The sequence below is a fragment of the Acidocella aluminiidurans genome (assembly GCF_055383125.1).
Genome location: NZ_AP031589.1, coordinates 740,455 through 766,841, shown reverse-complemented (window position 1 = coordinate 766,841; position 26,387 = coordinate 740,455). Strand labels below are relative to the sequence as shown.

Here is a 26,387-nt window from a genome sequence, read left to right as displayed (position 1 = left end):
CTGTCTCTATCAGCCCCCCAAAGCCGCTTCAAACCCCGTCAACACATTCACCGCATTGATGCCGATTTCCGCCACCGCATAGCCGCCCTCCATCACAAACAAGGTCGGCCGGTTCAGCGATTTGATGCGCGCGCCCATGCGGGTGAAATGCTCATGCTCCAGCTTGAAATGCGAAATCGGGTCGTTCTTGTAGGTGTCCACGCCGAGCGAGACCAGCACCACCTCCGGCGCGTAGGCGGCGATGCGCTTCAGCCCATCTTCCAGCGCGGCACTCCAGCTTTCCCATTCCGTGCCCCAGGGCAGCGGGTAGTTGACATTGCAGCCTTCGCCGGCGCCGGTGCCGGTTTCATCCGCGAAGCCCAGCATATAGGGAAATTCCTGGTCCGGATCGCCATGCAGCGAGACGAACAGCACATCGTCGCGGTGGTAGAAAATATCCTGGGTGCCGTTGCCGTGATGGTAATCGACATCGAGGATGGCGACGCGTTTCGCCCCCTGGTCCAACAGGGATTGCGCGGCGATGGCGGCGTTGTTGAGGAAGCAATAGCCGCCGAACTGGCTGGCGGTGGCGTGGTGGCCGGGCGGGCGGCAAAGGGCGAAGGCGCTTTCCTCGCCGTCATTCAGCAATTTCGCGCCGGTGAGGGCGACATCGGCAGAGGCTTTGATCGCCTGCCAGCTGGTGGCGGTGATCGGGGTGCCGCAATCGAAACTGTGAAAGCCCAGCTTGCCGTCTATTTCTTTTGAAACCCGGTCGGTGCGCATGCCGCGCGCGGCCCATGTGTAGGGGTAGGCGGCACCGCTGCGGCCGCTGGCCAGCCATTGCGCGTGCGCGGTCTGCAGCAGTTCGACCAAAGCCGGGTCATGGATGCGGGTGATCGCCTCCAGTGCAAACGCTTCGGGGGCCAGCACCGGGCCCAGCCCGATTTCGCGGGCGCGGGCCAGGACCAGCCGGGCGCGTTCGGGTTTCTCGAACGCCTCGGTAAAGCCGCCGAGGAACAACTCGCCGGGGCTCTGATGCAGCTCATGGTCTTCGGAGAAAATTACTTTCATGCGAGGAATATGATCCGGCTTTTTGGCAGCGGCAAGCGGTCAGAACAGCTGGTCCTGGGCGGGGCGGAAATAGGGCGCGATCAGCGCCGGCGTCACCTCGGCCAGGCTGGATGGATTCCATTTCGGCTGGCGGTCCTTATCCACCACGGCGGCGCGGACACCTTCATAGAACTCAGCCGTCGCCAGCACCTGGGCGCAGGCGGCGTATTCGCGTTGCAGGCATTCGCGCACGTCCGCCGAGGCCCGGGCCGCGCGCAGCAGGCGCAGCGCCACCTGCATGCCGGTGGGGGATTTCTGCGCCAGCACGGCCAGCGTCTCCTGGGCGAAGGCTGAGCCGTCCTGCGCCAGCGCCTGGACGATCAGGCTTGCATCATCGAAGGCGAAGCAGCGATTGATGAGGTCCAGATGCGCGGCAAGCTTCGCCTCCGGCACATCGCGCGGCAGCAGGGCGATGATGTCGGCCTGGGTGGCGCTGGCCGGCAGGGCTTCGAGGTCGGCGCGCAAGGCGGGCAGGGCGCTGCTCTCCACCAGAGCGTCCGCCAGCCCGGCCAGGATCGCATCCGCGCCGCCGATGATCTGTCCGGTCAGCGCCAGATAGGTGCCAAGCTCGCCCGGGGCGCGGGAGAGCAGCCAGCTCGCCCCGACATCCGGGAAGAAGCCGATGCCGGTTTCGGGCATCGCCAGACGCGTGCGCTCGGTGACGATGCGCACCGCGCCATGCGCGGAGATGCCCACGCCGCCGCCCATGGTGATGCCGTCCATGAAGGCGATATAGGGTTTGGGGAAGCTGGCGATCTGCGCGTTCAGCCGGTATTCGGCGGCGAAGAAGGCGAGGCCCGGGCCGGTGCCCTCGGCGCGGTGGTCGTAGAGGGCGCGAATATCGCCGCCGGCACAGAGGCCTCGTTCACCCTCGCCGCTGACCAGCACGGCGGCGATGGCGGGATCGGCGGCGAAACGGGTCAAAGCGGTGTCCAGCCCGTTCACCATCTCCAGGGTCAGCGCGTTGATCGCCTTGGGGCGGTTGAGCCGGATGATCCCCAGCGCGCCTTTGGTTTCGATCCCGAGTTCAGCTGACATGGCGTTCCGCTCCTGAAGTTTTGCGGGTAATGGACCATGACCCGTCCCTCGCGCCAAGGGCAGGCTTGCGGAAAACTTATCTTGCCGCATCGTGAGAAGTCTGAAATCAGGACAGTATGAATCACGTAATCGCGTCGGTTTTTCCGGTTTTTGGGCTGATTTTTCTGGGCTTCCTGGTCTCCAAGCGCGGAATTCTCGGGCCGGAGGCGACGGATGCGCTGAATAAATACGTGGTCTGGCTGGGGCTGCCGGCTTTGTTGTTTCAGGCGATGGCGCATATCGATGGGGCGCAGCTGGACCATCCGGCCTTCATCGCGGCGTTTCTGATCGGCGCGCTGGCGTGCTTTTTGCTCTCCTTCGCGCTCGGCCAGCGGCATCTGCCGCCGGGGCATCGTTTGTCGGACCGCTCGATCGACGGTTTGAACGCCAGCTATTCCAATACCGGCTATATGGGCATTCCGCTCTGCCTGACGGCGATGGGCCAGGCCAGCCTGGTGCCCTCGATCATTGCCACCATCATCGTCGCCTGCGTGATCTTTGCGGGCGCCATCGTGCTGATCGAGATCGATTTGCAGAAAAGCCCAGCCATCGGCGCGGCGGTGCGCAAGGTCGGGGCCTCGCTGCTGCGCAACCCGCTGATCTGCGCGCCGCTGGTGGGGCTGGGCTTTGCCTTGCTGCGCGGCGGTACGGGCTGGACGCTGCCAGCCCCGGTGTTTCATCTGACCGACCTGCTGGGTGAGTCCGCCAGCCCCTGCGCGCTGGTGACCATCGGGCTGTTCCTGGCGCAGTCCAAGGCGGTGGCGCAGGCGAGGGTGATTGTCCGGCTGGTCGGGCTGAAGCTGGTGGTGCAACCGCTGTTGACCTTCCTGCTCGTCTATAAGCTCTGGGCGATGCCGGAGGTCTGGGCGAAAACGGCGGTGATCATGGCGGCGATGCCGACGGGCACCGGGCCGTTCATGCTGGCCAAGCTCTATGACCGGGAGGCGGCGGTGACCTCGCGCTCGATTTTGATTTCAACCGTGCTGTCGCTGTTTACCGTTTCAGCTCTGCTCGCCTGGCTCGATTAGCATGATCAGCCGGTAGCGCTCGCTGGCGAGGTGCTGGAAATTTAACTGGGTGAAGCTCAGCGCACCCTGGGTGGGGTGGGTGAAGCGGCGCAGCCCGCCGAGGCGCGCCTGCACGTCGCGCGCGGCCCAGGCCTTGGCGAAATCCGGGCTTTGCGCGCGCAACTCGTCGAGCAGGCGTTGCAGGCGTGGATCGTCCGGAGTTTCAGCGGTTTCGGCGCGGAATTCGGCAACCAGCCGGCGCGCGCTGGCGGCCCAGTCCTGAATGAAACGCCGCGCCGCGGGGACCAGGAAGACGAATCGCAGCAGGTTGGGTTCGCCACTTTCATGCCAGGGGGCGAAGAGGGCGCGGGCCGGGGCATTCCAGGCGCGGGCGGTGAAGCGGGCATCCAGCAGATAGGCGGGGGCGGCGATGGCGCTGAGCGCGCGCCGCAAGGCGGCGGGCACCGGCGCCAAAGCGGGGAGTTTGGGCGGCGTGGCTGGATCGCGGAGCTGCCCAAGTGCGAAAAGATAAGCGCGCTCGGCCGGGGTAAGGCTGAGCCCCTGCGCCAGGGCGGAAAGGGTGCGGGCGGTGAGGGAGATGTCCCGCCCTTGCTCGATCCAGGTATAGAGTGTGGGGCTGAGAGCGCAGCGCGTGGCGGCTTCCTCGCGGCGCAGGCCCGGGGTGCGGCGGCGTCCGCCACCGGGCGGGGGGCTCAGCGCCTCGCGCCGGGCGCGGATGAAGGCGCCGAGTTCGCGCCGTTGCGGGAGGTGATCCATGGTGGAATTTATACCAGGATAATTTTGCTCCTTATACCGGTTTATTTACCCGGATAAATCCAGGGCAGGAGACAAGATATGAGCCAGACCGAGCAGAATTTCGCCGCCACCCATTACGCCCCGCGTGCCGATGCCTATGTGCAAAGCGCCGTGCATGCCGGCGGTGCGGATCTTGACGAGATGGAGGCGCTGCTGCGGGCGCGCGCCCCCTCCTGCGTGCTGGATCTGGGCTGCGGCGGCGGGCATGTGAGCTACCGCGCCGCGCCATACGCGAACCGGGTGGTGGCCTGCGACGTGACGCCCGCCATGCTGGAGGCGGTGGCGCGGACGGCCACGGCGCGCGGCCTGAGCAATATCGAAACCCGGCTCTGCGCCGCCGAGGCGCTGCCCTTCGAGGATGGGCTGTTCGATGCGGTGCTGTGCCGGTTTACCGCGCATCATTGGGCGGATGTGCCGGCCGGGCTGCGGGCGGCCAGGCGGGTGAGCAAGAAAGGCGCGTTCGGGGTGTTCATCGATACGGTGGCGCCGGCGAAGCCGGTGCTGGACAGCCATCTGCAGACGATGGAGCTGCTGCGCGACCCCTCGCACGGGCGCAATTACAGCGTCGCGGAGTGGGGCGCGATGCTGGCGCAGGCGGGCTTCGGGCTGCGCGGCGTGACGATGCGGCGGCTGCGGATGGAGTTTGCCAGCTGGGTGGCGCGCACCGCGACGCCGCCGGCGATCCAGGAGGCGATCCGCATCGTTCAAAAGACCGCGCCGGCGGAGGTGAAAGAGTATTTCGCGATTGCCGAAGATGGCAGTTTCGACCTTGAGGTCGCGACCATGGTCGTGGAGATGGTGTAAATGTTTTCTGGGGCCGCTTTTTTCCAAAAAAGCGGCGAAGAGGCCGGCGGCGCGGGGGCCAGCTTTGCCAAAACCCCGCCCAAAAAATTTTGTTAACTGAGCATTTCGGCCACGCGGTCGGCGGCCTGGCCCCAGAGGCTGCTCATCGCCGCGGCGATGCCCTGGGCGGTGGCACCACCGGGAGCGGTGGCGGCGAAGCTTTGCAGCTGCCATTGCTGTTGTTTCGCCGGGCGCGTCGCCAGCTGTGCGCTCAGCGTCACCTTGCCCGCCGCATCGGGGGCGAATTGCAGCACCTGGATTTCCACCAGCAGATCCGCCGCCGCGCCGATGGCGCCGCCATCGGCCAGCACATTATCGCCCGGCAGGCGCTGGGCCAGGTCCTGCACCATCGCGGTCTGCAGCAATTGCGCCAGGGGGGCGGCCCATTGGTCGTTGGCAAAAGCCTCCGCCGCGTAGGCGCCGCCGGGCTTGGGCACGCCGGACTGGTTCAGCGCGCCGGGCAGGCCGATGCTGCGCACCCCGATGCGCTGCCCGGCCCCGCCGCGCGCCTGGCCCGGCAGTGCCGCGATCTGCCAGCTTCGCACCTGCGCCGAGGCGCAGCCCGAGAGCAGCGCCGCGCCGCCGATGAGCACATAACGCCGCTTCATTTGCCGCTCCGTCCGAAAAGCACCGCCTGCGGGTGCTGGTTGAGATAGGTGGTCAGCGCCTGCAGCGATTGCAGCGTGGCGTTGGCCTGGGTGAGAATTTGCTGCAGGCTTCTCTGGAAATCCGAATCATTGCCGAAGCCCTGGTTCAGCCCCTGCAGCGTGGTGTTGGCGGTTTTCAGCGTGTCGCTTAGATTTTTCAGCAACGCCTTGGTCTGCGCACTGCCCAGCGTGCCGTTGGCGGTGGCCAGCAGCTTGCTGAGATTATCGCCGATCTGCTTGAAGGGCATCTGATCGACCTTGCCGGTGATATCCGCGGCGTTGGCCATCAGCGCATCCAGCCCGCCCGGCTTGTAGGGCAGCACGATGGCGCCGCCTTCCATCGTCACCTTCGCCGGTGGCGCCTTCGGCTCCATCACCAGATTGATCTCTTTCTGCCCGGTCACATAATTCTGCGTGCCGAGTTCGACGCGCATGCCGTTATCGACGAAACGCTGGAACACGGTCTGCGGATCCGGGGTTTTGGCGTTCGGGCCGAGCGAGAGGATGCGTTGCGGCTGCAGCTGCATGCTCACCTTCACCTTGGCGGTGCCGTTTTTCTGGTCGACCATCAGCTCCACGCCGGTGACATCGCCGACCTGGATGCCAAGGGCGGTGACCGGGGAGCCGGGGGTGAGGCCGCTGACATCGCTGGTGATGTAGGAGACAACCGGAATCTGGGTGTCATAGGCGCTGGAGTCCGCCTGCTGCTGGGACGCGTAGAGGCGGAAACTGGCGCCGTTCGGGCTGGGTTTGTCATCCAGCGCCGCGTGCGGCAGGCTGAAGGAGATGCCGCCGGCCACCAGCGCCTGGATGGATTGCAGCTGCAATTGCAGCACGCCGCCCTTGATGCCGAAGGCAACGCCGGAGGAGTTCCAGAAGCGGCTATCCTCGCGCACCAGATCGTCGAAGGGGGCGCGGATGAAGATGCTGATCTTGATCGGCCCGATGCCGTTGCCGATGTCATAGCCCAGCACCTCGCCCACCGGCACGTCGCGGTAGAAGATCGGCGAGCCGGAATTGATCGAGCCGATGGTGTTGGCGGTGAGCGTGTAGGTGCGGCCGGGCTCGTCGGAGCGCACGCCCGGCGGCGTTTCCAGCCCGGTGAAATGGTCCTTATAGGCGCCGCGGGTCTTGCCCGGGTCCACGGTGATATAGGCACCGGAGACGATGGTCTCGAAGGCGGAGATGTCGGAGAAATTCAGCCGCGGCCGCACCACCCAGAAGCGCGCGTTGGAATTGAGGAAGCGTTCGCCGACATCGTTCATCCGCACCCGGACGATGACGTGGGAATTATCCTTGGCGAGGTCGATGCCCTCCACCGTGCCCAGCGCTACGGCCTTGTATTTCAGCTGGGTCTGGCCGGCGGTGAGGCCGTCGGCATTGACGAAGCTGAGCGTCAACAGCGGGCCGCGCTCCATGATGGTGCGATAGCCGAGATAGCCGGCGATGATCGCGGCGACGATGGGGATCAGCCAGACCAGATGGAAGCTCTGGCGGCGCAGCTTCGCACGCGGCGGTGTATTGGGCGGCGGCGCCTGCTGGTCGCTCATGCTTCGGGCTCCTGGTCATTGTCCCACATCAGGCGGGGGTCGAAGGCGTTGACGGCGAACATGGTGAGCACCACCACCGCCGCGAAGCAGATGGCCCCCACATTCGCCCTGACATTGGCGAACTGCCCGAAATGCACAAGGGCGATGAGGATGGAAACCATGAACACGTCGATCATCGACCAGCGGCCGATGAAATCGATGATCCGGTAGGCCTTGGTGCGGCCGTGCAGCAGATGGCCGCTGCAGCATTGCGTGGCCAGCAGCATATAGGCCATGCCGAGCAGCTTCAGCAGCGGAATGGCGATGCTGGCGAACAGCACAAGGGCAGCCAGCGGCCACAGCCCGACATCCGCCAGCTCCACGATGCCGCCCATGATCGTATAGGACTGGGTGTGGGCGAGGCTGGTCAGATCCATGAACGGGTAGAGATTGGCCGGGATATAAAGACAGCCGGCGGCGATGGTATAGGCCCAGGCGCGCGAGATGCTGGCGGGTTTGCGGGCGAACAAGGGCGCATCGCAGCGCCGGCAGAGATCGCCGGTCTCGCCATTGCTGACCTGGCCGCAGGCATCGCAGCTGATCAGCTCGCCAGCGGGCGCGGTCGGGGCGGTTTTGTCGGGCTGGTCCAGCGCGCGCCAGACGATTTCCTGGTCCAGCCCGGCATCGGCGGCGGCCATGGCCAGCATCAGCCCGATCAGCGCGTAGAGGGCGGTATCCAGCCGCACGCTGAACATGCCGGCGAGGCGGGTATAGGCGACCAGGAAGCCCAGCAGATAGACATCGATCATCGCCCAGGGGGTGATCGGGGCGTAATAGCGGAAAATGCCGCGCAGCCAGCTTTTGGGCAGGTGGAATTTCAGCCCCAGCAAGGTGGTGAGCATAATGGCGAGTTTGAGCCCCGGCAGCACCAGCGTCACCGCGAACACCAGCGCGCCCACCAGCCCCCAGCCCGCCTCGACCAGCCGCAGCGGCCCGGTTTCGATCCGCGCCAGCGAAAAGCGGCCATAGGCGTCCACCTCCAGCATCGGGGCGATCAGCGCGAAGAGGTAGAACAGCCCGGCGGCGAGCGAGCAGGCCAGGGGAAAGTTGAGCGTCGCGCGGCGCATCCGCCAGAGCGTGTGGTCACAGCGCGGACATTCCGCCACCATCCCGGGGTGGATGTGGGGCAGACGGCTGAACAGGCCGCAATGCGGGCATTCGCGCCAATCGTCGTCGGGAGGGGCCAGCGGCGGCGTGGTCATGTCCGGCTGATTTGGCGCGCGCGCGGGGCCGGTTCAAGCTTTATCAAAGCCCGAGATCGAGCTGATCGGGCTTGGAAGAGGCGCTGGCCTTCACTTCCACCTTGCCGTCGGCGAAGCGCAGCCGCAGCGCCGCGCCGGGTTTCACCGCGGCGGCGCTGGTGACGGCCTCGCCCTTGGAGGTGGTGACCAGGGCGAAGCCGCGTGCCAGAACCCGCTCATAAGAGGCGCTTTCCAGCCGGGCCGTCGCGTTATAGAGGCGGGTGGAGGCGTCCTTCAGCCGGGCCGGCATCGGCACTTGCAGCCGGTGGGCGGCAAGCGCCAGGGCGGCCTGGCGAGGCTGGAGCTGGCCTTGCGGCGGCGGCAGGCGGTGGGCGGTGGTATCCAGCCGGCGTTGCGCGCCACGTAGCAGGTTGGGCAAGCCGATGGCAAGGCGATGGCCGAGCAGATCCACCCGGCCTCTCAGCCCGACGAGAATATCGCGCGGGTGGCGCAGTACCTGGCGCTCCAGCCGGGCGCGCCGGCCGGCCATATAGTTGGGCAAAGCCAGGGCGTGGCGCTCGGTGCGGTCATCCAGCCGCTGGCGGGCGGTGCCCAGCATCGCAGGCAGGTCCGGCAGCCGGTTCGCCGCGCGCTCCAGCCCGTTCGCGGCCTGTGTGGTGTGGCGGGCCATCGCCCCTTGCAGGCGGGCGGCGCGCTGGGCGAGGTCCGCCAGCAGTTCCAGCCGCGCCGGCACCGCCATTTCGGCGGCGGCGGTGGGGGTGGGGGCACGCCGGTCCGAGGCGAAATCGATGAGGGTGGTATCGGTTTCATGGCCGACGGCGGAGATCAGCGGGATGCGGCTGGCGGCGGCGGCGCGGACCACGATTTCCTCGTTAAAGGCCATCAGATCCTCCAGGCTGCCGCCGCCGCGCGCGACGATCAGCACGTCCGGCTGCGGAAAGCCGGCGGGGAGGCTGTTGAAGCCTTCGATGGCGGCGGCGATCTTTTCGGCCGCCCCGTCGCCCTGCACCGGCACCGGCCAGAGCAGCAGCTGGCGGGGAAAGCGCCGGGCGATGGTGGTTTTGATGTCCTGCAGCACCGCCCCTTGCGGCGAGGTGACGAGGCCGATGATTTTGGGCAGCATCGGCAAGGCGCGGCGGCGCTCAAACAACCCCTCGGCCTGGAGCTTGGCCTTCAGCATCTCGATTCGCGCCAGCAGCGCGCCGGCCCCGGCATATTCCAGCTTCTCGACGATGAGCTGATATTCCGAGCGCTCCGGATAGGAGGTGATGCGGCCGGTGGCGATGACCTCCAGCCCGTTCTCCGCCTTCAGCCCGACGCGCGGCACCACGCCTTTCCAGATGATGCCGCGGATTTTCGCACTCTCATCCTTCAGCGCGAAATATTGGTGGCCTGAGGCGTAGGCCTTGAACTCGGTGATCTCGCCGCGCACCCGCACCCGGCCAAAGGAGCCCTCCAGCGTGCGTTTGACCGCCCCGGCCAGCTCGGAGACGGAAAATTCAGGGGTATTGGTCGCGGATTCACTCATGCGCACAGATTATGATACAGCGCCCCCCGGTAACAGAGGGGTTTGCGAGATGCGGGTATTGATCATCGGTTCGGGCGGACGGGAGCATGCGCTGGCCTGGGCGATCGCCAAGAGCCCGCTGCTGACGAAACTCTATGTCGCCCCTGGCAATCCTGGCACCGCCGCGCTGGCCGAGAACGTGCCGCTGCGCGCGCTGGATGTGGATGGCATCGTGAAATTCGCCCTGGAACAGAAGATCGACCTGGTGGTGCCGGGGCCGGAGGCGCCGCTGGTGGCCGGGGTGGCGGATGCGCTGGAAAAGGCCGGGATTGCCTGTTTCGGTCCCTCGGCCGCGGCGGCGCAGCTGGAGGGCAGCAAGATCTTCACCAAAGAGGTGGCCGATGCGGCGAAGATCCCCACCGCCGCCTGGGAGAAATTTACCGATGCCGAGGCGGCGCATGACTATCTGGACAAGGTTGGCGCCCCGATCGTGATCAAGGCGGACGGGCTGGCGGCGGGCAAGGGGGTTGTCGTCGCCACCACGCTGGAGGAGGCGCATGAGGCCGTCACCGCGATCATGGAAGACAAGGTGCATGGCGCCGCCGGAGCCTCGGTGGTGATCGAGCAATGCCTGGTCGGCGAGGAGATTTCCGTGTTCGCGCTGTGCGATGGCGAGGATGCGCTGTTCTTCGGCGCGGCGGCCGACCATAAGCGCGTCGGCGAGGGCGATACCGGGCCGAATACCGGCGGCATGGGGGCGATTTTCAATCCGCCCTGGGCGACGGAAGAGATTTTGCGGCGTTCGATGGATGAGACGATCCGTCCGGCGCTGAAGGAAATGGTGCGCCGGGGCACGCCGTTCCGCGGGTTTCTGTTCGCCGGGCTGATGGTGGAGGCGGATGGGCCGAAGCTGATCGAGTATAATGTCCGCTTCGGCGATCCGGAATGCGAGACGGTGTTGCCGATGCTCTCCTCCGATTTGCTGACCGCGCTGAAGGCGGCGGCGGAGGGGCGGCTTTCAGAGGCGAAGGCGGAATTCGCGGCGGGCGGCTCGGCGACGGTGGTGATGTGCGCGAAGGGCTATCCCGGCGCCTATGCCACGGGCAGCGAGATTTATGGGCTGGACGAGGCGGGCGCTGTCGAGGGTGTGACCATCTTCCATGCGGGCACGATGGCGGACCAAGGCGGGATTCTCGCCAATGGCGGGCGGGTGTTGGCCGTGAACGCGGTGGGGGCGGACCTGAAGCAGGCGCTGGGCCGGGCCTATGAGGCGATTGGGCGGCTGGATTGGGAGGATGGGTTCTGCCGGCGGGATATCGGGCGCAGGGCGGTGGGAATCTAATAGAAGTTTTTGGGGTGCAGCCCTTTTTTCAAAAAGGGCTACAAGACGTTCGGGGTGGTGGCACCGGCGGTGCCAACACCCCAGACGTTTTCCGCCGCTTTTTTGTAAAAAAGCGGCACCAAAAAACTTTTAAAACTTAAGCCAAGTGTTTTTGTCGGGCCCCGGCGCGCAGCAGCGCCACCAGCCCCATCACCGCGACCAGCGCCAAACCCAGCGCAAACCCCGTCGCCCCCAACATGCTCATGCACAGCCCCAGCAGCGGCGGGCCGGCGATGCCGCCCAGCGTGTACACCACCATCGAGAGCGACATCGCGCTCGCCAGCCCCAGCCCGGCATAACGCGAGGCCAGGAACACGATGCCCAGCGTGAACATCCCTCCCTGTGCCATGCCCCAGACGAACAGCCACGGCCACAGCCCCTGGTGCAGCGGCAATGCCAGCCCCAGCGGCATGATCGCCATGATGATTGCCGTGGCATCGCGCAATTTGTGGCGGTCCATATGGTCGGCCAGCACGCCGAGCCCGATGGCGCCCGCCGCCGCGCCCGCCTGCACCGCCGCCGCCATCAGAGCCGAGAGATGCACCGAAAACCCGTCCGAGAGACCATAGAGCGGCAGCAGCGAAAGGTTACAGGCCTCGGTGAAGCCAACCAGGAAAATGCCGATGAAGGCGGGGCGGTGATGGCGCAGAATGTCGCGCTGGCGGGCGGGCCTATCCTCGTCCTCATCCTCCGCGCCGGCTTCCCGCCCGGCCAGCAGCAGCAGGCAGGCGGCGAAAGCGGTTACCCCGGCGCCGAACAAAAACGGCAGCGCGCCCTGATTGCCGGCAATGGCGACCAGAGCCGGGCCGAGCGCCATCGAGCAGCCCAGAATCAGCTCATACAAGCCGGTCAGCCGCCCGCGCAGATGCGCGGGGAAGGAGCCGTTCATCCAGGTATCCAGCCCGGCCCAGCGCAGCGCCACCGCACCGCCCATCACCAGGCAGAGCAGGCTCCAGACCCAGACCTTGCCGGTAGCGGCGAAGCCCAGAAACACGAAGATGGTGATGCAAATCCCGGTGAGCACCATGCGCTGCAGCCCGAGTTTGCGGGTGACGCGCGGCACGAAGCCGGAGATGGCGAGCAGGCCGATCCAGGGCAGCGCCGAGATGATGCCGACCCAGAAATCATCCACCCCTTTGGCCCGCAGCGCCACCGAGAGCAGCGGCAGGAACATCCAGTACGCCCCGGCGGAGAAAAATGCCCCTACCATGGCGGTTGCGATACGCAGGGCGGGATGCATCACGCCGCCAGCGCCTGGGCGCGCACCAGCCTGGCGAAGGCGCCGTTCTGGGCGATCAGATCCTCATGCGTGCCGGTTTCCACCGCCTGGCCGTCGGCCATCACCACAATCTGGTCGGCATCGCGCACGGTGGAGAGGCGGTGGGCGACGACGATGGTGGTGCGCCCGGCGCGCAGCCGGGCCAGGGCGGCCTGCACCAGGGCCTCGCTTTCCGTGTCCAGCGCGCTGGTGGCTTCGTCCAGCAGCAGGATGCGCGGGTTGCGCAGGATGGCCCGCGCAATGGAGACGCGCTGGCGCTGCCCGCCGGAGAGGCGCTGGCCATTCACGCCGACGCGGGTTTTAAAACCCTCCGGCATGTCCTTGATGAAGCCGCAGGCGGCGGCCTCGGCGGCCTGGGCCACCTCCGCATCGCTGGCACCTGGGCGGCCAAGGCGGATATTTGCTTCGATGCTGTCATCGAACAACAAAGCTTCCTGGCCGACATAGGCGATGGCGCCGCGCAAGGAGGCGAGGGTGACGTGGGAGATATCCGCCCCATCGACCAGGATTTCGCCCGCCGAGGGGGTATAGAGGCGCGGGATCAGCGCCAAAGCGGTGGATTTGCCGGCCCCCGAGGCGCCGACCAGCGCCAGCATCTTCCCCGGTGCCGCGGTGAAATCCAGCGACTTCAGGCCGATGCGCCCATCCGGATAAGTAAAGCCGATCTGCCGGAAGCGCACCTCGCCGGGGCCGGGCGGCAGGGCCACAGCACCCGGCGCATCGGCGATGGCGGCGGGTTCGTCGATCACGTCGAACACCCGGATCATCCCCGCCAGCCCTTCCTGGATGGCGGCATTCATCGTCCCCAGCGCGCGCAAGGGGCGGGACATGATCAGCAACGCCGACATGAAGCCCATGAAGCTGCCAATGCCGCTCCCGCCCGTGGCGTTGCGCCAGCCCTCGAAGCCAATGACCAGCGCCACAGCCACGCCGGCCAGCACTTCCAGAATCGGGTCCAGCCGGGCGCGCACGCGGGTCATGCGGATCAAGGCGCGGTAGAGCCCGGTGAAGGTGGCCTCGGCGCGCTTTTGCTCGATCGCTTCCAGCCCATAGGCGCGCACGGTGCGGGCCTGGGCGAAGCTCTCATTCAGGATGGCGGCGGCCTCGCCCAGCTGCGCCTGCATGCCGCCGGAGGCGCGGCGCATGCGCCGGCCGATGCGGTCGATCGGCATCGCCGCCAGCGGGTAGATGAAGGCGGAGATCAGGCTGAGCTGCCAGTCGATCACGAACATCGAGACCACCAGCCCGACGACGGTGGTGGCATCCGCCACCGCGTTCACCGCCCGGGTCATCGCATCGCGGATCACGGTGGCGTCCGTGGTGAAGCGCGTGGCGAGCTGGGCCGGGGCCTCGCGCTCCACCCGCGCCAGGGCGGCGTTGGTGAGATGGCCGAACATCGAGACCTGCAGCCGGCGGATGACCAGCAGCACCATGTCCTGCGTCATCACCGCCTGCAGATACATCGAGCTGCCTTTGACGGCGGTGACGGCCAGTACCATCAGCGGCACCTGGTAGAGGATGCGCTTATCCTTGTCCGCGAACAGGTCGAACGCCCATTTGATGATGATCGGATAGAGCGCGGTGGTGGCAGAGAGGGTCAAAGTGGCGGCGACGATCAGCGCGATGCGGCCCTTGAAATGCCGCACATGCTCGCGCCAGAGCCGGCGCACCAGGGCAATCGTGGAGGCATTGGCGGCGGAAATCGGGGCTTTGCTCATGGCGGCGTGGTTAAGCACAGTTTGGGCCGGCGGAAAAATGCGCTACAGCCCGGCCATGGACACGATCTACAAGGGCGACCTCTCCACCCCCCACGGCCGGCGCAATGCCTGGGTGGATGCGCTGTTTGTCGACCATGCCTTCCTGCGTATCTTCTGGACGAATTTCGCCCCGGTTGTGCCCGGCCAGCTCTACCGCTCCAACCATCCCACCCCGGGCAATCTGCGCCGGTTCAAGGAGAAGGTGGGGCTGAAGAGCCTGATCAATCTGCGCGGCCAGGCGAAAAACGGCTCCGACGCGCTCTCGCGCGAGGAAGCGCGGCGGCTGGGGCTGGATTTTTACGATATGGCCTTCGAGTCCCGCGGCGCGCCGCATAAGGACCGGATTTTGCGGCTGGCCCAGATCGTCGAGAGCATGCGCGGCCCGGCTTTGATCCATTGCAAATCCGGCGCGGACCGGGCGGGGCTGGCGGCGGGGCTGTTCATTCTCATCAAGGGCGGCACGGTGGCGCAGGCGATGGGGCAGCTCTCGCTGCGCTTTGGGCATATCAAGCAGTCCAAGACCGGGATTCTGGACGCGTTTTTCGAGCTGTATCGGCGCACGGGCGAGGGGCGCAAGCCGTTCCTGGATTGGGTGCGCGAGGATTATGACGAGGCCGAGCTGCGGGCGGCGTTCAAGGCCGGGCGGGTGGCGGAGTTTATTAACGGGAAGCTGCTGGGGAGAGAGTAGCAAAACGTTTGGGGTGTTGATGACGGCGGTGCCAAAACCCCCAACGTTTTTCGCCGCTTTTTTGTAAAAAAGCGGCACCAAAAAACTTTTAATTTTTTGGCGCTGCGCTGGGCTTTGTCGCCTTCTTCAAAATTTCATTCTGCACCACGTTCTGGATGCCGCCCGCCGCCTCCTTTGTCGCCGCCGCCGCCACGTCACCCCAGTACGGCGCCATGTCCGACGGCTTCAAGGCATGGATCTGCGTCACCTGGCCGATCACCCGGTCATTCACATCCCGCACCACCCAATTCAGTTGCACCTCATCCTCGCCCTGGCCCGCCGGGGTTGCCTTCACCGTGCCGGTGACGGTGAAATCGGCGGTCTTCTTATCCTTCACTAGGATCAGATTGGGGCCGGGCAGGGCGTGCGCCAGATCGGTCGGCAGCGCGGTGTCGCCATCGCCTGGCGCGCCGCTGACGCCGGCGATGAAGATGCGCGGCGTGCGGTTCTCCAGCGATTGCGGGTTGCTCTGCTGAATATCGGCATTGATCCCGGCCATCAGCTTGGAGAGGCCCGGTGCCGCCGCTTTCGCCGCCGCATCCAAAGTCGCGGGGTCACCGTTCGCCCAGCCTTTGGCCGGGACCGGCGCGCCGGTCTGTTTGCCGTAGATCTTCTTGTCCGGCCCGACCACCGCATAGGCGGGCACCACGCTCTCACCCTCCAGCTTGGCGGTGACATCCAGGTGCCAGTTCAGCTTCCGCGCCGGGCCGGCGACGCTCGGCACGTCGTAATCCGCCAGCTCGGTCGCGAGATCCTTGGCGTAGAGCTGGGCCGCATCGTCGCCCAGCAGCGCCTGGCCGGGCGAGGGCACGAACAGCACCGGGGCCGGCGGGATCGACAGCCGGGCGCCGGCCGGGCCGGGATTGCCGTAGAACGGCTCCGGCAGCGTGCCGCATCCGGCCAAAGCGAGAGCGAGGAGAAGAGAGGCGCGTTTCATGAGCATATGACCGAAAGCTGATGGCCCGTGGCGGGCTCCTGCCGCAAGGTCTTGCGGCGATAGGAAAAGAAATTCGCCTCATCCGCGCAGGTATCATGCGGCAGGATTTCGGCGCTCACCCCCGCTCGGGCCAGACGCGCGGCGCAATAGCCGGGCAGGTCGAACCAGAAATGGCCAGGGCGGCCGGCGGAAAAGAAGCTGGCGGCGGCGCGGCTTTCGTTCAGCACAGCGTCGCGCATATCCTCGCCCACCTCGTAGCTGGGTTGATGGATGCAGGGGCCGATGGCGGCGCGCACATTTTGCGCGCCGAGATCCCGCAGCGCCGTCACGGTCGCTTCCAGCACCCCGGCCACGGCGCCGCGCCAGCCGGCATGGGCGGCGCCGACAGCGCCATTATCGCCGTAAAACAGCACCGGCGCGCAATCGGCGGTGATGATGCCCAGAGCCAAGCCGGGCAGGGTGGTGACCAGCGCATCGGCGCTGGGGCCTTCGCCCTCCGTCCAAGGCGTGGTGACAGTCACCACCCCTGGCCCGTGCACCTGTTTCAGCCCCAGCAGCGCGCCGCGTTCCACCCCCATGGCTTTAGCGATAAGCGCGCGGTTTTCCCGTACGGCGTCGGCGTCATCGGACGAGAAGCTGGCATTCAGGCTGGCATAGAGGCCGGTGGAGACGCCGCCATGGCGGGTGAAAAACCCGTGCCGCGCGGGCAGATCGGCCGTGATGAAATCGGTCATGCGAATCCTGGCAAAGTCGGCAGGTCGGGCGGACAGATTGCCAGCACCTTGAACAGGCTGCCCATCGCTTCGGGCGCCGTCAAGCGCTGCACGGTCAGGCGCAGATCCATCGCCTTCTCCGGATGGCGCTGGGCCAGACGGTCGCTGCGCTGATAGAGGCCGAGCGAGGTGAGGAAATGGTTCTGCTTCACCGGGCCCTGGGCATGGGCGGCCCGTTTCAGCGCGGCGAAATCGACATGGGCGGTGATATCCGCCTCGCCGGGGGCGGCAAGCGGGTCGGCATAGGCGCCGCCCCGGATCGCCTGCACGCTCTCGCCGGCGGCACTTTCCGCCGGGCCGTAATCGATGAACAGCCCGACGCCGCCGCGGGCGGAGAGGGCGCGCACGAAGTCCAGAGCCGCCTCATTCACCTCGCGCACGCTGCCGATGGGATCGTCCGGCAGGGCGTAATCGGTGGGGTATTCGAGATAGGCACCGTCCGCCACGTAGCGCTCCATCCAGCCGGAATCGCGGCGGATGAACTGGCGCACCGGCAACGCATCGAGAAACTCATTGGCGAGCAGGATCAGCGGGCCGGCCGGGATGTCCGCCAGCTTGTCATGCCAGTTCGCGTGGGGCACGCGGGCGGCCTGTTCGGCCCGCAAGGCCGGCGAGGTTTCGATGAAATGAACGGAGGGCGCGGGCCAGAGGCGCAGCGCGTCGGCCATCAGCACGCCGCGCCCGGGGCCGGCTTCGGCCAGCATGATGCCTTCTGGCGCGCCCATCAGCTGCCAGACCACCTTCGCCCAGGCGCCGAGCAGCTCGCCGAATACCTGGGTTAGCTCCGGGGCGGTGACGAAATCCTGGCCGAACCGGCCTTTGGCGTAATAGGCGGCGTTCGCCGCCGCCATGAAATGGTCGAAACGCTGCGCGCTCACGCCTTGCTTTCAGGCAGTTTGGTTTCCCGCGCCGGGCGGGCGAAATACAGGAAGATCAGCCCGGCAATGACCATCGGGATGGAAAGCAGCTGCCCCATCGTGGTGCCGAAGGGCAGGAAACCCAGGAACGGGTCCGGTTCGCGGAAGCACTCGCCGGTGATCCGTGCCAGCCCGTATCCGACCAGGAAGATGCCGGTGAGGGTGCCGGTGCGGGTGCGGATGCGCAAGGAGCTGGCGAAGCAGAGCATGATGATGAACAGCGTGATGCCTTCCAGCGAGGCCTCGATCAGCTCCGAAGGGTAGCGCGGCAGCTGATACGGGTCGGCCGGATAGACCATCGCCAGCGGAAAGCCGGGAGGCGCGGCGCGGCCCCAGAGCTCGCCATTGATGAAATTCGCGCAACGCCCGAGGAACAGCCCGATCGGCACCGCCACGGCGATGCGGTCCCCGAAGCGGAACGGGTTCAGCCCGTGCTTCCAGCAGAAGGTGAGAATCGCCACGGTGACGCCGAGGAAGCCGCCATGGAAGCTCATCCCGCCATCCCAGACTTCCGGGATCGCCAGCGGATGGGTGAAGAAATAAACCGGCTGATAGAACAGCACATAGCCGATGCGCCCGCCCAGGATGACGCCGAGCACCGCCCAGGTGAGGAAATCATCCACATGCAGCCCGCTGGCCGCAACCGGCTGGCGGGCCACCATGCGCCGCACCAGCCGCCAGCCCAGCAGCAGCCCGATAATATAGGCTAGGGCGTAATAATGGATGAAAAGCGGGCCGATATGGAACCCTTTGGGGAAGACCGGCAGAATGATCGGGTGGCTCATTTATAGGGATCGGCCTTCAATAGATGGTTCTGGATATAGGCGGAAACGCCCGCTTCCAAAGAGATGAATTGATGATTGAAGCCCAGCGCGCGCATCCGGTGCATCGGCGCCTGGGTGAAGGATTGGTATTGCCCGCGCAGCGCCGGCGGCATTTCGATATATTCGATCCGCTCATCCACGCCGTTGGCGGCGCAGACGGCGCGGGCCAGATCCGCATAGGTGCGGGCCGCCCCGGTGCCGAGATTATAGATGCCGGCGAGAGCCGGAGTGGTGAGCAGGAATTTCAGCCCCGCCACCACATCGTCGACATGGATGAAATCCCGGCTCTGGGCGCCGTCCGCCAGCTCCGGCCGGTCGGATTTAAATAAACGCGCCGGGCCGCCGGCGATGATCTCGTCATGCTTGACCTTCACCACCGAGATCATCTTGCCCTTGTGATATTCATTCGGGCCGTAGACATTGAAGAATTTCACCCCCGCCCAGGCCGGCGGGGCGGGGCGGTGGGCGGCGACCTGGCGCAGCGCCCAGAGATCGAAGGCGAGCTTGCTCCAGCCATAGAGATTGAGCGGGCGCAGCCGGGCCATGGCGGCGAGGTCGTTATCATCCTCGAAGCCCTGCGCGCCGTCGCCATAGGTGGCGGCGGAGGAGGCATAGATGAAGCGCACGCCATGCCGTGCGCACCAGTTCCACAGCATCTGGCTCAAACTGACATTGCTTTGCCAGACCAGATCCGCGTCGCGCGCCGTGGTCTCGGAAATGGCGCCCATATGCACGATGGCGGAGAGGCGCGGGTTGCTGGCGAGCCACGCCTCCAGCGCCTCCGGCGCCACCACATGGGAAGGCGGGTTATGGTAGAGATTGCGCCATTTCTGCCCTTCCTGGCCCAGCCAGTCGGCGATGGCGACCTCCTGCCCATCGGCGGCGAGCGCCGCGTTGAGATTGGAGCCGATGAAACCCGACCCGCCCGTGACCAAAATCATGCCCCGGGTTATATGGACAAGCAGGACAAGCTGGAAGGCCCCGCAGATGATTGAACGACCGAAAATTTTTGACGATCTGGCCGGCGTGGCGGGCGGCGCCATCTCCGCCCTGGCGGGTTTGCGCGAGGAAATGTCGGCGCTGGCCAAGGCGCGGGTTGAAGAGGCGCTGCGGCGGATGGATCTGGTCCGGCGCGACGAGTTCGACGCGATGGCCGAGTTGGCACGCCGCGCCCGCGAGCAGGCGGATGCGCTGGAGAAACGTGTCGCCGCGCTGGAGCAGGCCGGCAAGGACGGGTCCGAGCCTTAAAGAGATGGCGCCGGAGGGGTTCATCACCGCCCAGCTCGCCATCGGGCGGGCGGCTTTGGTGCCTTCGATCCGGCTTTATCTGGCCAGCGCGCTGACCCCGCTCTGGCAGGCGACGGAGGCGTTTCTCGCCGAACAGAATATCGCCCCGCCTTACTGGGCCTTCGCCTGGCCCGGCTCGGAGGCGCTGGCGCTTTATATAAGTGAGCATCCCGAGCTGGTGCGGGGCAGGCGGGTGCTGGATTTCGCCGCCGGCTCCGGGCTGGCCGGCATCGCCGCCGCCCTGGCCGGGGCGCAAAGCGTGGAAGCCGCCGAGATCGACCCGATGGCGCAGGCGGCGATTACCCTGAACGCCGCGTTGAACGGGGTGGAAATCACCCTCAGCCCCGGCAATGTGGTGGGCGAGGACGGCGATTGGGACGTGATCATCGCCGGGGATATATGTTACGAAAGCGCGATGGCGGCGACGATCATGCCCTGGCTGCGCGCTTTGGCAAAATGCAAGATAGTTCTGCTCGCCGACCCTGGACGGCACTACCGCCCGGCCGATCCGGGTGAGATTTTGGCGCATTTTGAGGTGCCGACCAGCCTGGAATTGGAAGATTCGACCACAAGACAGGTTTGTTTATACGCGATTTCCTCTGGTCTGGATTGAACAGAGCAGAGTTTCGTTCCGAATCGTTGACCGCCCCATTCATGGGGACTAAGCACCTGCAACATAATATGGCTGCACTGACCTGAGAGAAAGGTTCCCATGAAGGATGTCCGCGAAGCCCTGATGATAGGGCGCAATTCCGAGGGTAAGCTGGTCCGCCGGCCAGTTTCTCCCTTTATGCTGGGCAGCGCCTATCGCTTCCAGATGTCGTCGCTCTCCTCCATCCTGCATCGCATCACCGGGTGCGCGCTGGGTGTCGGGACGATCCTGATGACGCTGTGGCTGGTTTGCGCCGCGTCCGGGGATGGGGCGTTTTCCGTCATTCAGGCGGTCTGGGCCTCCTGGATCGGCATGCTGATCCTGTTCGGCTTCACCGTCGCGCTGTTTTACCATTTCTGCAACGGCATCCGCCATCTGGCCTGGGATTCGGGCAAGGGCTTCGAGCTGCCGGACATGCACCGCAACGGCAAGCTGGTGTTCGCGGGTACGGTGGCCCTCACCGTGCTGTTCTGGGTCGTTGCCCTTCTGGTGTGGTGAGAGATATGAGCACGCAAGACAAAACCCCCTCGATCACCATGCGCCGCAGCCAGCTTGGCCGGGCGCGTGGCCTTGGTTCCGCCAAGCATGGCGCCGCCCATTGGTGGGCCGAGCGTGTCACCTCCGTGGCGCTGCTGCCGCTCTCGCTCTATTTCGTGGTCTCGGTGATCATGCTGCTGGGCGCTGACGCCCATGCCATGCACGCTTACATGGCCGAGCCCTGGAACAGCGCGCTGTTCCTCGCCCTCATCATCATCATGTTCTACCATCTCTCGATGGGGCTGCAGGTGGTGGTCGAGGATTATGTGCCGAACGAGGCCAAACGGCTGCTGATGGTCATGGTGCTGAAAGGCATCATCGTCTTCCTGGCCCTGGCCTCCGCCGTTTCCGTCCTTAAGCTCGCCCTTTCCTGAACGAGGCGTAATATGAACGCGATCAGCAAGCCCTCTTTCGGGGCCTATAAAATCATTGACCATACTTATGATGTCGTGGTCGTCGGCGCCGGCGGCTCGGGGCTGCGGACCACTTTGGGCATGGGTGCGGCCGGCCTGAAGACCGCCTGCATCACCAAGGTCTTCCCCACCCGCTCGCACACCGTGGCGGCACAGGGCGGCATTTCCGCCGCGCTGGCCAATATGGGCGCGGATGATTGGCGCTGGCACATGTACGACACCGTGAAGGGGTCGGACTGGCTGGGCGACCAGGATGCCATCGAATATCTCTGCCGCGAGGCGGTGCCCGCCATCCGCGAGCTGGAGCATTTCGGCATGCCCTTCTCGCGCACCGAGGACGGCAAGATCTATCAGCGCCCCTTCGGCGGCCATATGCAGGATTACGGCAATGGCGAGCCGGCGATGCGCGCCTGCGCCGCCGCCGACCGTACCGGCCACGCCATGCTGCACACGCTCTACCAGCAGAGCCTGAAGCATGAGGTCGAGTTCTTCGTTGAGTATTTCGCCCTCGACCTGATCATGGACGAGGAAGGCGCCTGCCGTGGCGTGATGGCCTGGTGCCTGGAAGATGGCTCGATCCATCGCTTCCGCGCGCAGACCGTGGTGCTGGCGACCGGCGGCTATGGCCGCGCCTATCTCTCCTGCACCTCCGCCCATACCTGCACCGGCGATGGCGGCGGCATGGCGATCCGCGCCGGGCTGCCGGTTCAGGACATGGAATTCGTGCAGTTCCACCCGACCGGCATCTTCCCCGCCGGCTGCCTGATCACCGAAGGCGCCCGCGGCGAGGGTGGCTATCTCACCAACTCCGAAGGCGAGCGCTTCATGGAGCGCTATGCGCCCTCCGCCAAGGATCTGGCCTCGCGCGACGTGGTCTCCCGCTCGATGACCATCGAGATCAATGAAGGCCGCGGCGTGGGTCCGAACAAGGACCATATCCTGCTGCATCTGGAGCATCTGGGCGCGGATATTCTGCATGAGCGCCTGCCGGGCATTTCCGAGACCGCGCGCGTGTTCGCCGGTGTGGACGTGACCAAGGAAGCCATTCCGGTGCTGCCGACCGTGCATTATAACATGGGCGGCATTCCCACGAACTATCACGCCGAAGTGCTGCGCCCGACGCCTGAGAACCCCGATGCGGTGGTGCCCGGGCTGATGGCGGTGGGCGAGGCGGCCTGCGTGTCCGTGCATGGCGCCAACCGTCTGGGCACCAACTCGCTGCTGGATCTGGTGGTGTTTGGCCGTGCGGCCGGGCATCGCGCCGCCGCGACGATCAAGCCCGGCGCCGCGCAGCCGAACCTGCCGGCCGGCGCCGGCGAGGCCTCGCTGGCCCGCTTCGATGCCACACGCTACGCCAAGGGCGGCACCAAGGTGGCGGAGCTGCGCGACCAACTGCAGCGGACCATGCAGTCCCACGCCGCGGTGTTCCGCAACTCCAAGTCGCTCACCGAGGGTGTGCAGAAAATGGAGAAGCTGTGGGGCGGCATGTCCGACATGAAGGTGCAGGACTCGTCCTTGATCTGGAACTCCGACCTCATGGAAGCGCTGGAGCTGCAGAATCTCATGGGCAATGCGGTGGCCACCATGGTCGGCGCCGAAGCCCGCAAGGAAAGCCGCGGCGCCCAGGCGCATGACGACTTCCCCGAGCGCGACGACCATGAATGGATGAAGCATACGGTGGCGTATGTGGAAGATGACGGCAAGGTGGCGCTGAGCTACCGCCCGGTGAAGATGCAGACCCTCACCAACGAGGTGTCCGTGTTCCCGCCGAAGAAGCGCGTTTACTAAGGGGAGATCAGGAAGATGGCTGAATTCAAGCTTCCCGCGAATTCCAAGATCGGCACCGGCAAGACCTACAAGGCCGAGGCTGGTGCGAAGCGGGTGAAATCCTTCCAGGTTTATCGCTGGAACCCGGATGACGGGAAAAACCCGGTGATGGACACCTATGAGGTGGATCTCGATAAATGCGGGCCGATGGTGCTCGACGCGATCATCAAGATCAAAAACGAGATCGACAGCTCGCTGACCTTCCGCCGCTCCTGCCGCGAAGGCATTTGCGGCTCCTGCGCGATGAATATCGACGGCACCAACACCCTGGCCTGCCTGAAGCCGATCGCGGATGTGAAGGGCGATGTGAAGATCACCCCGCTGCCGCATATGCCGGTGGTGAAGGATCTGGTGCCGGATCTCTCCCAGCCTTACGCGCAGCTGCGCTCGATCGAGCCCTGGCTGCAATCCGACACGCCGGCCCCGCCGGATGAGGAGCGTCTGCAGTCCAAGGAAGAGCGCGCGGAGCTGGATGGTCTGTGGGAGTGCATTCTGTGCTTCTGCTGCTCCACCTCCTGCCCGAGCTATTGGTGGAATGGCGACCGCTATCTCGGCCCGGCGGTGCTGCTGCAGGCTTATCGCTGGATCGCGGATAGCCGCGACGAGGCGACCGGCAAGCGTCTGGATGCGCTGGAAGACCCGTTCAAGCTCTATCGCTGCCACACGATCATGAACTGCACCCAGACCTGCCCGAAGGGTCTGAACCCGGCCAAGGCGATCGGCAAGATCAAGCAGCTGATGCTGGAACGCCAGGCTTAAGAGATAGAAGAGCGTCCAAGAGAGCAAAGGCCCGGCCAAATGCCGGGCCTTTTTGTTTGCAAAAGTTTTTGGGGGGTGTGGGGGTGTTTTTTCAAACCCCCCGAGACCAAGGCCGGATCGCCCCCAGCAGGGGCATCCGGCCTTGGTCTTATTCCCCATGATCGACCCAATCGATCATCGCGTCACATAAAATCAATTTCCTAGATAAGAGATTTATGTCTACATAGCTCACGTTGCGATGCAGCAAACCCAAAAGGAGCTAAGTATGTCTCTGATCAACACCGAAGTGAAACCCTTCACCGCTCAGGCCTTTCATGGTGGCAAATTCATCACCGTGAGCGAGGCCGATCTCAAGGGGAAGTGGTCTGTGGTGTTCTTCTACCCGGCTGATTTCACCTTCGTCTGCCCGACCGAGCTGGAAGACCTAGCCGACAATTATGTCGAGTTCAAAAATCTGGGCGTTGAGATCTACGCGGTTTCCACCGACACGCATTTCTCCCACAAGGCCTGGCATGACACCTCGGATGCGATCAACAAGATCGATTACCCGATGGTGGGCGACCCGACCCATGTGATCTCGCGCAATTTCGGGGTGCTGATCGAGGATGCCGGCCTGGCTGATCGCGGCACCTTCGTGATCGACCCCGAGGGCAAGATCCAGATCGTCGAGATCACCGCCGGTGGCATTGGCCGCGACGCCAAGGAACTGCTGCGCAAGGTGAAGGCTGCCCAGTATGTCGCCGCTCACCCCGGCGAGGTCTGCCCGGCCAAGTGGCAGGAAGGCGAGAAGACCCTTGCCCCGTCGCTCGACCTGGTCGGCAAGATCTGATTTTTGCGCCGCCCCCGGCGGATAACCGGCGGGGGCACACCGAAAAATATTTAGTCAGGCGACGCGCGGCTGTGCGGATGATCCCGGCCCACGCGCCCTTAGTCTCGAAGCTATGGAGCACCCGATGTTGGACGACAGCCTCAAAGGCCAGTTGAAGACCTATCTCGCCCGGATGCCGGAGCCGATCGAACTGGTGGCCTCGCTCGATGATGGCGGGCTGTCGAAAGAGATGCGTGGCCTGCTGGAAGATATCACCGCGCAGAGCGAGAAGATCACCCTGAAGCTGGATGGCGCCGATGCGCGCGTGCCCTCCTTCGAAATCCGCAAGGCCGGCGCGGCGCGCGGCGTGCGCTTCGCGGGCCTGCCGATGGGCCATGAATTTACCTCGCTGGTGCTGGCATTGCTGCAGACCGGCGGCTATCCGCCGAAGATCGCCCCGGAGGTGATCGCGCAGATCAAGGAGATTCAAGGCGAATTTCATTTCACCACCTATTTCTCGCAATCCTGCCAGAATTGCCCGGATGTGGTGCAGGCGCTGAACCTGCTCGCCATTTTGAATCCCGGCATCACCCATGTCGCCGTTGATGGCGCCGCCTTCCAGGATGAGGTGAAGGCGGAGAAGGTGATGGCGGTGCCGACGATCAAGCTGAATGGCGAAGCCTTCGGCCAGGGCCGCATGGAAATCGAGCAGATCATCGCCAAGCTGGATACCGGGGCGGTGGCGCGCGAGGCGGCCAATCTTTCCGCCAAGGCGCCGTTCGAGGTGCTGGTGGTGGGTGCCGGCCCGGCCGGTGCGGCGGCGGCGGTCTATGCGGCGCGCAAGGGCATTCGCACCGGCCTTCTGGCGGAGCGCTTCGGCGGCCAGGTGCTGGATACGATGGCGATTGAGAATTTCATCTCCGTCCCCCACACCGAGGGCCCGAAACTGGCGGCGGCGCTGGAGCAGCATACGCGCGATTACGAGGTGGACATCATGAAGGGGCAGCTTGCCGCCGCGATTGTCCCGCCGGCGCATAAAGGCGGCTTGTTCGAGGTGAAACTGGCAAGCGGCGCCGCGGTGAAATCGAAGTCGCTGGTGCTCGCCCCAGGGGCGCGCTGGCGCACGATGAACGTGCCCGGCGAGGCGGAATACCGCAACAAGGGCGTGGCCTATTGCCCGCATTGCGACGGCCCGCTGTTCAAGGGCAAGCGCGTCGCGGTGATCGGCGGCGGCAATTCCGGCGTGGAGGCGGCGATCGATCTGGCCGGAATTGTCAGCCATGTCACGCTGATCGAGTTCGATGGCCAGTTGCGTGCCGATGCGGTGCTGCAGGCGAAGCTGCGGAGCCTGCCGAATGCCAGCATCGTCACCTCCGCCAAGACCACGCACGTGCATGGCGATGGCGAGAAGGTTGTCGGCCTGTCCTATGAGGATCGCAAGACAGGCGCGGCGCACAGGCTGGAGCTGGATGGCATTTTCGTGCAGATCGGTCTGGTGCCGAACACCGAATGGCTGAAGGGCGCGCTGGCGCTCACATCGCGCGGTGAGATCGAGATCGATGTGCGCGGCGAGACCTCGCTGGCCGGGGTGTTCGCGGCGGGGGATGCGACGATCGTGCCTTATAAGCAGATTATCATCGCGGCCGGGGAAGGGGCGAAGGCGGCCTTGTCCGCGTTCGATTATCTGATCCGCCTGGCGCCGGAGGAGGCGGTGGCGGCCGAATAAAGCCGC

The 26,387-nt window shown here is 65.5% G+C and carries 26 protein-coding genes; 12 read left to right on the top strand and 14 right to left on the bottom strand.

All coding sequences use genetic code 11. From position 1 onward, the window contains the following. Positions 1-9 precede the first annotated feature (9 nt). Both ACZ46S_RS03965 and ACZ46S_RS03960 read right to left on the bottom strand, forming a co-directional pair. Complete coding sequence (locus tag ACZ46S_RS03965) at positions 10-1,050, bottom strand: histone deacetylase family protein (RefSeq protein ID WP_464063448.1); 1,041 nt, start codon at positions 1,048-1,050, stop codon at positions 10-12. Positions 1,051-1,089: 39 nt separating this feature from the next. Beyond that, complete coding sequence (locus tag ACZ46S_RS03960) at positions 1,090-2,127, bottom strand: enoyl-CoA hydratase/isomerase family protein (protein ID WP_464063447.1); 1,038 nt, start codon at positions 2,125-2,127, stop codon at positions 1,090-1,092. A gap of 116 nt (positions 2,128-2,243) precedes the next feature. Between ACZ46S_RS03960 and ACZ46S_RS03955 the strand changes: the two genes are divergently transcribed. After that, positions 2,244-3,194, top strand: coding sequence for an AEC family transporter (locus ACZ46S_RS03955; RefSeq protein WP_464063446.1), 951 nt, complete (start codon positions 2,244-2,246; stop codon positions 3,192-3,194). On the opposite strand, the gene ACZ46S_RS03950 is transcribed toward ACZ46S_RS03955, so the two are convergent. Further along, positions 3,168-3,950 carry a helix-turn-helix transcriptional regulator gene (locus tag ACZ46S_RS03950; protein WP_464063445.1) on the bottom strand — a complete coding sequence of 261 codons (783 nt, stop codon included), beginning with the start codon at positions 3,948-3,950 and terminating at the stop codon, positions 3,168-3,170. The two genes, ACZ46S_RS03955 and ACZ46S_RS03950, sit on opposite strands and share 27 nt — an antisense overlap. 78 nt (positions 3,951-4,028) lie before the next feature. Between ACZ46S_RS03950 and ACZ46S_RS03945 the strand changes: the two genes are divergently transcribed. Further along, positions 4,029-4,793, top strand: coding sequence for a class I SAM-dependent methyltransferase (locus ACZ46S_RS03945; RefSeq protein WP_464063444.1), 765 nt, complete (start codon positions 4,029-4,031; stop codon positions 4,791-4,793). A gap of 92 nt (positions 4,794-4,885) precedes the next feature. On the opposite strand, the gene ACZ46S_RS03940 is transcribed toward ACZ46S_RS03945, so the two are convergent. The 4 genes from ACZ46S_RS03940 to xseA are packed head-to-tail and all read right to left on the bottom strand — an operon-like array spanning position 4,886 to position 9,798. Continuing rightward, positions 4,886-5,440 carry a PqiC family protein gene (locus ACZ46S_RS03940; RefSeq protein WP_464063443.1) on the bottom strand — a complete coding sequence of 185 codons (555 nt, stop codon included), beginning with the start codon at positions 5,438-5,440 and terminating at the stop codon, positions 4,886-4,888. Beyond that, entirely contained in the window at positions 5,437-7,029 is a 1,593-nt protein-coding gene (locus tag ACZ46S_RS03935) for a PqiB family protein (RefSeq protein ID WP_464063442.1), read from the bottom strand. The genes ACZ46S_RS03940 and ACZ46S_RS03935 overlap by 4 nt, the downstream gene beginning before the upstream one ends. Beyond that, positions 7,026-8,270 carry a paraquat-inducible protein A gene (locus ACZ46S_RS03930; protein WP_464063441.1) on the bottom strand — a complete coding sequence of 415 codons (1,245 nt, stop codon included), beginning with the start codon at positions 8,268-8,270 and terminating at the stop codon, positions 7,026-7,028. The genes ACZ46S_RS03935 and ACZ46S_RS03930 overlap by 4 nt, the downstream gene beginning before the upstream one ends. Before the next feature lie 43 nt (positions 8,271-8,313). Continuing rightward, positions 8,314-9,798, bottom strand: a complete 1,485-nt coding sequence (xseA, locus tag ACZ46S_RS03925) for an exodeoxyribonuclease VII large subunit (protein WP_464063440.1) — start codon at positions 9,796-9,798, stop codon at positions 8,314-8,316. A gap of 49 nt (positions 9,799-9,847) precedes the next feature. Here xseA and purD point away from each other — a divergent pair, with 49 nt between their 5' ends. Continuing rightward, positions 9,848-11,119, top strand: coding sequence for a phosphoribosylamine--glycine ligase (purD, locus tag ACZ46S_RS03920; protein WP_464063439.1), 1,272 nt, complete (start codon positions 9,848-9,850; stop codon positions 11,117-11,119). A 136-nt stretch (positions 11,120-11,255) separates the two neighbouring features. Here purD and ACZ46S_RS03915 read toward each other — a convergent pair whose 3' ends face one another. After that, positions 11,256-12,398 carry an MFS transporter gene (locus ACZ46S_RS03915; RefSeq protein ID WP_464064324.1) on the bottom strand — a complete coding sequence of 381 codons (1,143 nt, stop codon included), beginning with the start codon at positions 12,396-12,398 and terminating at the stop codon, positions 11,256-11,258. Next, positions 12,398-14,155: an ABC transporter ATP-binding protein gene (locus ACZ46S_RS03910; protein WP_464063438.1), complete on the bottom strand. Its 1,758-nt coding sequence runs from the start codon at positions 14,153-14,155 to the stop codon at positions 12,398-12,400. Before ACZ46S_RS03910 ends, ACZ46S_RS03915 begins: the two co-directional genes overlap by 1 nt. Positions 14,156-14,219: 64 nt before the next feature. Here ACZ46S_RS03910 and ACZ46S_RS03905 point away from each other — a divergent pair, with 64 nt between their 5' ends. Then, positions 14,220-14,882 carry a tyrosine-protein phosphatase gene (locus ACZ46S_RS03905; protein ID WP_464064323.1) on the top strand — a complete coding sequence of 221 codons (663 nt, stop codon included), beginning with the start codon at positions 14,220-14,222 and terminating at the stop codon, positions 14,880-14,882. Between the two features lie 88 nt (positions 14,883-14,970). Here ACZ46S_RS03905 and ACZ46S_RS03900 read toward each other — a convergent pair whose 3' ends face one another. Genes ACZ46S_RS03900 through rfaD form a run of 5 tightly spaced genes read right to left on the bottom strand, consistent with a single transcriptional unit; the run spans position 14,971 to position 19,313 of the window. After that, positions 14,971-15,858 (bottom strand): hypothetical protein, encoded by an 888-nt coding sequence (locus ACZ46S_RS03900; RefSeq protein WP_464063437.1) that lies wholly within the window; start codon positions 15,856-15,858, stop codon positions 14,971-14,973. Beyond that, complete coding sequence (gene pgeF, locus ACZ46S_RS03895) at positions 15,855-16,592, bottom strand: peptidoglycan editing factor PgeF (protein WP_464063436.1); 738 nt, start codon at positions 16,590-16,592, stop codon at positions 15,855-15,857. The genes ACZ46S_RS03900 and pgeF overlap by 4 nt, the downstream gene beginning before the upstream one ends. Beyond that, the gene (locus ACZ46S_RS03890; RefSeq protein ID WP_464064322.1) at positions 16,589-17,482 is read right to left on the bottom strand and encodes a class I SAM-dependent methyltransferase; all 894 of its coding nucleotides are present in this window, start codon (positions 17,480-17,482) and stop codon (positions 16,589-16,591) included. Before ACZ46S_RS03890 ends, pgeF begins: the two co-directional genes overlap by 4 nt. A 23-nt stretch (positions 17,483-17,505) precedes the next feature. After that, positions 17,506-18,333, bottom strand: coding sequence for a prolipoprotein diacylglyceryl transferase (gene lgt, locus ACZ46S_RS03885; RefSeq protein WP_464063435.1), 828 nt, complete (start codon positions 18,331-18,333; stop codon positions 17,506-17,508). Then, positions 18,330-19,313 (bottom strand): ADP-glyceromanno-heptose 6-epimerase, encoded by a 984-nt coding sequence (rfaD, locus tag ACZ46S_RS03880; protein WP_464063434.1) that lies wholly within the window; start codon positions 19,311-19,313, stop codon positions 18,330-18,332. Before rfaD ends, lgt begins: the two co-directional genes overlap by 4 nt. Before the next feature lie 46 nt (positions 19,314-19,359). Between rfaD and ACZ46S_RS03875 the strand changes: the two genes are divergently transcribed. The 8 genes from ACZ46S_RS03875 (at position 19,360) to ahpF (ending at position 26,381) form a co-directional block, all read left to right on the top strand. Next, positions 19,360-19,620, top strand: coding sequence for an accessory factor UbiK family protein (locus ACZ46S_RS03875; protein ID WP_464063433.1), 261 nt, complete (start codon positions 19,360-19,362; stop codon positions 19,618-19,620). Positions 19,621-19,624: 4 nt separating this feature from the next. After that, on the top strand, positions 19,625-20,272 hold the full coding sequence (locus ACZ46S_RS03870; protein WP_464063432.1) for a class I SAM-dependent methyltransferase: 648 nt from the start codon (positions 19,625-19,627) through the stop codon (positions 20,270-20,272). A gap of 99 nt (positions 20,273-20,371) precedes the next feature. Continuing rightward, positions 20,372-20,809 (top strand): succinate dehydrogenase, cytochrome b556 subunit, encoded by a 438-nt coding sequence (gene sdhC / locus ACZ46S_RS03865; protein ID WP_295743690.1) that lies wholly within the window; start codon positions 20,372-20,374, stop codon positions 20,807-20,809. A 5-nt stretch (positions 20,810-20,814) separates the two neighbouring features. Continuing rightward, entirely contained in the window at positions 20,815-21,222 is a 408-nt protein-coding gene (gene sdhD / locus ACZ46S_RS03860) for a succinate dehydrogenase, hydrophobic membrane anchor protein (RefSeq protein ID WP_295743686.1), read from the top strand. 12 nt (positions 21,223-21,234) lie between these two features. Continuing rightward, positions 21,235-23,049 carry a succinate dehydrogenase flavoprotein subunit gene (sdhA, locus tag ACZ46S_RS03855; protein ID WP_295743684.1) on the top strand — a complete coding sequence of 605 codons (1,815 nt, stop codon included), beginning with the start codon at positions 21,235-21,237 and terminating at the stop codon, positions 23,047-23,049. Between the two features lie 15 nt (positions 23,050-23,064). Then, entirely contained in the window at positions 23,065-23,847 is a 783-nt protein-coding gene (locus tag ACZ46S_RS03850; RefSeq protein ID WP_295743682.1) for a succinate dehydrogenase iron-sulfur subunit, read from the top strand. Positions 23,848-24,112: 265 nt separating this feature from the next. After that, positions 24,113-24,676 carry an alkyl hydroperoxide reductase subunit C gene (ahpC, locus tag ACZ46S_RS03845; protein WP_464063431.1) on the top strand — a complete coding sequence of 188 codons (564 nt, stop codon included), beginning with the start codon at positions 24,113-24,115 and terminating at the stop codon, positions 24,674-24,676. Positions 24,677-24,800: 124 nt separating this feature from the next. Then, a complete protein-coding gene (gene ahpF / locus ACZ46S_RS03840; RefSeq protein WP_464063430.1) occupies positions 24,801-26,381 on the top strand; it encodes an alkyl hydroperoxide reductase subunit F in 1,581 nt (526 codons plus the stop codon). Positions 26,382-26,387: the final 6 nt, after the last annotated feature.

What these genes read in the sequence shown, in the direction of transcription:
- lgt (WP_464063435.1), bottom strand. Translation starts at nt 18,333, where the DNA reads ATGAGCCACCCGATCATTCTGCCGGTCTTCCCCAAAGGGTTCCATATC.
- ACZ46S_RS03910 (WP_464063438.1), bottom strand. Translation starts at nt 14,155, where the DNA reads ATGAGCAAAGCCCCGATTTCCGCCGCCAATGCCTCCACGATTGCCCTG.
- ACZ46S_RS03930 (WP_464063441.1), bottom strand. Translation starts at nt 8,270, where the DNA reads ATGACCACGCCGCCGCTGGCCCCTCCCGACGACGATTGGCGCGAATGC.
- ACZ46S_RS03850 (WP_295743682.1), top strand. Translation starts at nt 23,065, where the DNA reads ATGGCTGAATTCAAGCTTCCCGCGAATTCCAAGATCGGCACCGGCAAG.
- ACZ46S_RS03965 (WP_464063448.1), bottom strand. Translation starts at nt 1,050, where the DNA reads ATGAAAGTAATTTTCTCCGAAGACCATGAGCTGCATCAGAGCCCCGGC.
- rfaD (WP_464063434.1), bottom strand. Translation starts at nt 19,313, where the DNA reads ATGATTTTGGTCACGGGCGGGTCGGGTTTCATCGGCTCCAATCTCAAC.
- ACZ46S_RS03950 (WP_464063445.1), bottom strand. Translation starts at nt 3,950, where the DNA reads ATGGATCACCTCCCGCAACGGCGCGAACTCGGCGCCTTCATCCGCGCC.
- xseA (WP_464063440.1), bottom strand. Translation starts at nt 9,798, where the DNA reads ATGAGTGAATCCGCGACCAATACCCCTGAATTTTCCGTCTCCGAGCTG.
- ACZ46S_RS03875 (WP_464063433.1), top strand. Translation starts at nt 19,360, where the DNA reads ATGATTGAACGACCGAAAATTTTTGACGATCTGGCCGGCGTGGCGGGC.
- ACZ46S_RS03900 (WP_464063437.1), bottom strand. Translation starts at nt 15,858, where the DNA reads ATGAAACGCGCCTCTCTTCTCCTCGCTCTCGCTTTGGCCGGATGCGGC.
- ACZ46S_RS03890 (WP_464064322.1), bottom strand. Translation starts at nt 17,482, where the DNA reads ATGGCGGCGGCGAACGCCGCCTATTACGCCAAAGGCCGGTTCGGCCAG.
- ACZ46S_RS03935 (WP_464063442.1), bottom strand. Translation starts at nt 7,029, where the DNA reads ATGAGCGACCAGCAGGCGCCGCCGCCCAATACACCGCCGCGTGCGAAG.
- ACZ46S_RS03870 (WP_464063432.1), top strand. Translation starts at nt 19,625, where the DNA reads ATGGCGCCGGAGGGGTTCATCACCGCCCAGCTCGCCATCGGGCGGGCG.
- ACZ46S_RS03955 (WP_464063446.1), top strand. Translation starts at nt 2,244, where the DNA reads ATGAATCACGTAATCGCGTCGGTTTTTCCGGTTTTTGGGCTGATTTTT.
- ACZ46S_RS03960 (WP_464063447.1), bottom strand. Translation starts at nt 2,127, where the DNA reads ATGTCAGCTGAACTCGGGATCGAAACCAAAGGCGCGCTGGGGATCATC.
- ACZ46S_RS03915 (WP_464064324.1), bottom strand. Translation starts at nt 12,398, where the DNA reads ATGCATCCCGCCCTGCGTATCGCAACCGCCATGGTAGGGGCATTTTTC.
- ACZ46S_RS03945 (WP_464063444.1), top strand. Translation starts at nt 4,029, where the DNA reads ATGAGCCAGACCGAGCAGAATTTCGCCGCCACCCATTACGCCCCGCGT.
- ACZ46S_RS03940 (WP_464063443.1), bottom strand. Translation starts at nt 5,440, where the DNA reads ATGAAGCGGCGTTATGTGCTCATCGGCGGCGCGGCGCTGCTCTCGGGC.
- purD (WP_464063439.1), top strand. Translation starts at nt 9,848, where the DNA reads ATGCGGGTATTGATCATCGGTTCGGGCGGACGGGAGCATGCGCTGGCC.
- sdhA (WP_295743684.1), top strand. Translation starts at nt 21,235, where the DNA reads ATGAACGCGATCAGCAAGCCCTCTTTCGGGGCCTATAAAATCATTGAC.
- ahpC (WP_464063431.1), top strand. Translation starts at nt 24,113, where the DNA reads ATGTCTCTGATCAACACCGAAGTGAAACCCTTCACCGCTCAGGCCTTT.
- sdhC (WP_295743690.1), top strand. Translation starts at nt 20,372, where the DNA reads ATGAAGGATGTCCGCGAAGCCCTGATGATAGGGCGCAATTCCGAGGGT.
- ahpF (WP_464063430.1), top strand. Translation starts at nt 24,801, where the DNA reads ATGTTGGACGACAGCCTCAAAGGCCAGTTGAAGACCTATCTCGCCCGG.
- sdhD (WP_295743686.1), top strand. Translation starts at nt 20,815, where the DNA reads ATGAGCACGCAAGACAAAACCCCCTCGATCACCATGCGCCGCAGCCAG.
- pgeF (WP_464063436.1), bottom strand. Translation starts at nt 16,592, where the DNA reads ATGACCGATTTCATCACGGCCGATCTGCCCGCGCGGCACGGGTTTTTC.